The sequence below is a fragment of the Saliniramus sp. genome (assembly GCF_035311605.1).
Lineage (GTDB): Bacteria > Pseudomonadota > Alphaproteobacteria > Rhizobiales > Beijerinckiaceae > Saliniramus.
On the sequence record NZ_DATGCW010000176.1, the window covers coordinates 1 to 5,120 of the forward strand.

The following is a 5,120-nucleotide window of genomic DNA, read 5'->3' on the forward strand; positions in this document are numbered from 1 at the left end:
GCCGCTGCGCGCATGGGCGAGCACCCGCGCGAAACCGGATATCACGCCCGTCTCGCCGGCGGCCTGCAGGGACGGCGCGGAGGCCGGCAGCCCTGCATCGGCACCGTCACCACGCAGGTAATCGAGCCCCTTCAGCGCCAGCAGCGCCACAGCGGCGATCGCAACCGCATCAATCAGGCGCAGACGCTTGATCATGCGGCATCACCCCGATTCTCGAGCCGGTCCATGGCACGCCTGGAGAGGAGCTCCGCCGCATCGCTGATCCGATCGGGAATGCGGCGCGGATGCGATACCGGCGGCACGGGGGCGGGGGACGGCTGCGCATGATATGGCGGGATCGGACCCGGTCCGGGCTGCGGCTCATGGCTGGCGACGTGAACCGCAGCCGGCCGCTCCGGCGGGGCGATCTGCGCCGTCTCGCCGGTCGCATCAGGCTGCGGGACGCGCAGGCTGCGCCCGTTATCGACGATGGTCATCATCCGGGTCATCACCTGCTCGCCCGCCTCGACCTGCTCGGCGAGATCGGAGGCGTAACGCTCGGCGGTTCGCAGGCGATCAGCCAGCGTCTTCTCGCAATCGCCGAGCGTATTGCGCAGGCCGGCAATGGCGCGTTCGGCGGTTTCGGTGGCGCTCATCAGCTCGACGATGGTCTTGCGCATGGATTGCTCATCCGCCTGCAGTTTCGCGATGCGCTTCGACAGCCGCACCGAGGTCGCCACCGTGGCAACAAGCAATACCGCGACGAGAATTTCCGCAAAGAGCATCAGGATCGAGCCCATGGACGTCACGCCTCACTCTGATTCTTCGCACTCGCCTCGAATGCGGCGAGCGTGGTGCGCGCCCGCCGCATCGGCCTTGCGATCTGGACTGCGATCTTGTCCTCGTAACGCCCCACCCGGCCCTGGGTGAGGCGCCAGTCACCGCATTGCAGGGTAACCAGATCGGAGGGTTTGGCATCGAACATGAGCGTATCACCAACCTCCAGCTTCATCACCTGACGTAGCGGAAGACGCATTTCATGCAGAACCGCCTTCACCTCGAAATCGGATTGCCAGATCTCGGTAGCGAGATGGCTCTCCCAGACCGCGTCGCGCCCCAGCTTCTCGCCCATGAAGCTCTGCAGCAGAAGATCGCGGATCGGCTCGATCGTGGCGTAGGGAAAGAGAATCTGCAAAAGCCCGCCACGGCCTTCCATGTCGAGCTTCAAGTCGATCAGGATGGCAGCATTGGCCGGGCGGGTGATAGTGGCAAAGCGCGGATTGGTCTCGATCCGGTCGACGTCGAATTCGACATTGGCGATCGGCGCGAAGGAGACCTGCAGGTCGCCCAGCACGATCTCGACCATGCGCTTGACCAGCTGCATCTCGATGGTCGTGAAGGGGCGCCCGTCGAGGCGGGTATCCTGGCTGCCGCGCTTGCCGCCGAGCAGCAGGTCCAGCGTCGAATAGGCCAGATTCGATTCGATCGTGACGAGACCGGAATTCTCCCAGGCCTCGGCGCGGAACACCGCGAGCTGCACCGGCAGCGGGATCGAATTGAGATAATCGCCGAAGCGCACGGAGCGGATGTTGTCGAGGGTGACCTCGACATTGTCCTGGAAGAAGTTGCGCAGGCTGGTCGACAGGAGGCGCACCATCCGGTCGAAGATGATCTCCAGCATCGGCAGGCGTTCGTAGGAAACGACGCCCGAATCGACGATGGCGCGGATGCCGCCGGCACCGGATGCGGAGAGTTCGTGCAGCGAGAAGCCGAGCAGCTGGTCGATCTCGTCCTGGTTGAGAATACGGTCGGCGCCAGCCATGTCGGGGCTGTCGTCATCCGTGCTCTCGTCGATCATGGTGGCCCATTCGGCCGCCATGTCGCTCGCCGCCGCAGCAGAACCCTGCTCGGCCAGCGCCGCCCCCCATTCATCGGCGAGCGCAGGATCCTCACTGCCACCGCCCGAGCCCTGTTCGGCGAGGGCTGCGGCCCAGTCGTCATCCATCGCGTCGTCGTCGCCGCCGGGTAGATCGTCGTCGTCAGCCATGCCGCTCACTCCTCATTGCACGACGACTTCCTTGAACAGCACCCCGTCCACCTTCGCGGGATGCACGGCGATGTTCACGCGCCGCAGCAATTCCTCGCGCAGGCGGTAGATACCCGCCGAGCCCTCGATCTCGCTGGGGCGCAGTTCCCGGACGAAAACCTGGAACGTGTCCTCGATGCGCGGCATCAACGGTTCGAGCGCGCTCGCCAGTTCGGGATCATCCACCTCCAGCGCCACGGAGAAGCGCAGGAAGCGTGGCCGCTCCTGATTCGGCTCCGAAGCAAGATTGACCGTCATCTCGCGCACGTCGACGAAGATGGCCGGGCGTTCGACTTCCGCCTCCTCGGCGGAATCCCCACCGCCCAGGAAGAAGAAGGCGCCGCCGCCCGCCAGCGCCAGGGCGATGAGGCCGGCAGCGGCGAAGATAATCAGACGCTTGCGGCTGGAAGGCTTTTCGACACCCTCGCCTTCCGCGCCATCCTCTTTATCCGTGTCCTCGGCCATCGTGATCCCCGATACTCTCCGACTTCGCACCGCGCCCGTGCGTTTGCACTGACAGATCCGCATCCCGACAATCGCCGGATACGGTTAACGCGTCGTTAAGGCGGCAAATCCTGCCGGGCTGATTTTGCCCCCCCGGCGAAACACTCCGGGTGTGATGGTGAATCGTGAATTAACCAAGTCGTTAAAATAAAACGCTTTTTCGGAAAATCTCAAACTGGCACGCCCCCTGCGTCGGGAAGTGGGCCGAAACCGCGCTGGGGAGCGCCGGGGATTCGGCGGGGAAAAACGGGAAAGGGAGCGGCTCGCATGGAGAATTCGCTTCTCATCGGCCTGTCTCGACAGGTGGCGCTGGCGCGTGAAATCAACGTCATCGCCAACAATGTGGCCAATGTCTCGACGAACGGCTTCAAGGCGCGTTCGTCGGTCTTCGAAGAATACATGATGCCCAATGCCAGGGCGGAGGAGTTCCCGCGCGCAGACCGGGAGTTCGCCTATGTGATCGACGCGGATACGCCGCTCGATCTCAGCCAGGGCGCGACGGAGCAGACGGGCAATCCGCTCGATGTTGCCATCCAGGGCGATGGTTTTCTGGTGGTCGATACACCGCAGGGCGAGCGTTTCACGCGCAACGGCGCCATGCAGCTCGACGCGCAAGGCCGCCTCGTCAACAGCGACGGCTTTCTGGTTCTGGGCGACGGCGGACCGATCGCGGTCGATCCGCAGGCCACCGATCTGACGATCTCGCCCGATGGCGTCGTCACTTCCGCTGCTGGCCAGTTCGGTCAGCTGCGCCTGGTGCGTTTCGACAATCCGCAGGGCCTGAGCAATGCCGGCGCGAATCTCTTCGTCAGCGAAGAAGAGCCGATGCCGGCCATGGATACCGCTTCCCTGCGCAGCGGCATGGTCGAGCGCTCGAACGTCAATGCCGTGCTGGAAATGACGCGGATGATGGATGTCAGCCGCGCCTATACCAGCATCGCCGGCATGATCCAGCGCATGGCCGAACTGCAACGCACTGCGGTGCAGCGCCTCGGCGAAATCGCCTGAACAAGGAGTAAGTCATCATGCGTGCCCTGCACACAGCCGCCACCGGGATGACCGCCCAGGAACTCAATGTTCAGGTCATCTCCAACAATATCGCCAACATGCGCACGACCGGCTACAAACGCCAGCAGGCGCACTTCCAGGATCTGCTCTATCAGGACATGCGCCGCTCCGGCACCGTCACGTCAGAGCAGGATACCCGGGTGCCGGCGGGAATCGAGATCGGCACGGGCGTCAAGGCGGTCTCCACCGCCCGCGCCATGTCACAGGGCAATATCTCGCCCACCGAGAAGGATTACGACATCGCCATACGCGGCGAGGGCTTCTTCCGGATCGAGATGCCCGACGGGCGGACCACCTATACCCGTGATGGCGGTTTCGAGTTGAACGCCGAAGGCGAGCTCGTCACCAAGGACGGTTACCGCGTCGCACCGGGCATCCAGGTGCCGCAGGACGCACGCAGCGTCTCGATCTCGGCGCAGGGTCAGGTCCAGGTTCTGGTCGGGGGCGCAAACGAGCCGCAGGATGTCGGCCAGATCGCCATGTCGCGTTTCGTGAACAAGGCCGGGCTGCAGGCGATCGGCGACAACCTCTTTCTCGAGACCGCCGCATCCGGTCCGGCCATCGAGGGCCAGCCGGGAGAAGCCGGCTTCGGCAATCTGCAGCAGGGCTTCCTCGAAGAGGCCAACGTCAATGCAGTGACCGAAATCTCTTCGCTGATCGCGGCACAGCGCGCTTACGAGATGAATTCCAAGGTGGTCAGCGCCGCCGACCAGATGCTGACCGCCGCCAGCCAGATGTTCAGGGGGTAACGGGTCATGAGCCTTGATCGTCGCATCCATCCCCTCGGCGCACAGCGCTGCGCGCGTCTCGGTCCCGGGCTGATCGCCCGTGTCGCCGGCTTCATTCTCGCGATCACCCTCGTCGTCGTCCTGACGGCCCCCGCCTTCGCGACCGGCGATGATGCCGATGACGCGCCGCGCCTGCGCGGAGACGTCACGGTCGATGCCGATGTCGTCACGATCGGCGATCTCCTCGCCGGCATTCCCCACGACGTCATGGATATCGCCGCTTTCCGCGCACCGGATCTGGGCGAGAACGGCACCATCGCCACGACGCGCATCCTTGCCGCTGCCGAGCAACTCGGCTTGCGACCGCCGCAGACTTTCGGTCGCAAGGAAGTCCACGTCGCCCGCGCTGCCCGCGAGATCGACGAAAACGAGATCGCTGCAGCTCTGGCAGAGGCCATCGCCGCACGGCGGGGCGAGCCGGCCGAGGCGATCGAGATCCGCTTCGAGGGCCGGGCACCGCATATGCGCGTTCCGCCTCATGCCGCAGGCCCGGTGGCGGTGACTGATCTGCGCTACGATCACGGCAGCGGGCGCCTCGCCGCGCTGGTCTATGTCGGGGAGAGCGCCTCGCGACGGCTCGGCCAGGCCATGGTAGCGGGACGCGCCGTCACGACCGTCGAAATCGCCATGCTCGAACGCCCGGTATCGCGCGGCGAGCGGATCAACCCGGTCGATCTTCGCATCGAACGCCGTCC

At 64.9% G+C, this 5,120-nt stretch carries 6 protein-coding genes and 1 pseudogene; 3 read left to right on the top strand and 4 right to left on the bottom strand.

Translation table 11 applies throughout. From position 1 onward, the window contains the following. From VKP01_RS08195 to VKP01_RS08210, 4 genes and pseudogenes are all read right to left on the bottom strand, one after another. Positions 1-195: pseudogene (locus VKP01_RS08195) on the bottom strand (hypothetical protein); the annotation flags it as partial. Continuing rightward, on the bottom strand, positions 192-779 hold the full coding sequence (locus VKP01_RS08200; RefSeq protein WP_324411663.1) for a DUF6468 domain-containing protein: 588 nt from the start codon (positions 777-779) through the stop codon (positions 192-194). The pseudogene VKP01_RS08195 and the gene VKP01_RS08200, both read right to left, overlap by 4 nt. 5 nt (positions 780-784) lie before the next feature. Continuing rightward, on the bottom strand, positions 785-2,026 hold the full coding sequence (fliM, locus tag VKP01_RS08205) for a flagellar motor switch protein FliM (RefSeq protein ID WP_324411664.1): 1,242 nt from the start codon (positions 2,024-2,026) through the stop codon (positions 785-787). Between the two features lie 12 nt (positions 2,027-2,038). Further along, positions 2,039-2,530, bottom strand: a complete 492-nt coding sequence (locus VKP01_RS08210; RefSeq protein ID WP_324411665.1) for a flagellar basal body-associated FliL family protein — start codon at positions 2,528-2,530, stop codon at positions 2,039-2,041. A gap of 306 nt (positions 2,531-2,836) precedes the next feature. Here VKP01_RS08210 and flgF point away from each other — a divergent pair, with 306 nt between their 5' ends. From flgF to VKP01_RS08225, 3 genes are all read left to right on the top strand, one after another. Continuing rightward, entirely contained in the window at positions 2,837-3,577 is a 741-nt protein-coding gene (gene flgF, locus VKP01_RS08215) for a flagellar basal-body rod protein FlgF (RefSeq protein ID WP_324411666.1), read from the top strand. Between the two features lie 17 nt (positions 3,578-3,594). Then, positions 3,595-4,386: a flagellar basal-body rod protein FlgG gene (gene flgG / locus VKP01_RS08220; protein WP_324411667.1), complete on the top strand. Its 792-nt coding sequence runs from the start codon at positions 3,595-3,597 to the stop codon at positions 4,384-4,386. Positions 4,387-4,392: 6 nt separating this feature from the next. Beyond that, positions 4,393-5,120: flagella basal body P-ring formation protein FlgA (locus VKP01_RS08225; RefSeq protein ID WP_324411668.1), on the top strand; the 728-nt coding region annotated here is incomplete at its 3' end.

Coding starts and splice junctions, on each gene's coding strand:
- VKP01_RS08200 (WP_324411663.1), bottom strand. CDS start 779: ATGGGCTCGATCCTGATGCTCTTTGCGGAAATTCTCGTCGCGGTATTG.
- fliM (WP_324411664.1), bottom strand. CDS start 2,026: ATGGCTGACGACGACGATCTACCCGGCGGCGACGACGACGCGATGGAT.
- VKP01_RS08210 (WP_324411665.1), bottom strand. CDS start 2,530: ATGGCCGAGGACACGGATAAAGAGGATGGCGCGGAAGGCGAGGGTGTC.
- flgF (WP_324411666.1), top strand. CDS start 2,837: ATGGAGAATTCGCTTCTCATCGGCCTGTCTCGACAGGTGGCGCTGGCG.
- flgG (WP_324411667.1), top strand. CDS start 3,595: ATGCGTGCCCTGCACACAGCCGCCACCGGGATGACCGCCCAGGAACTC.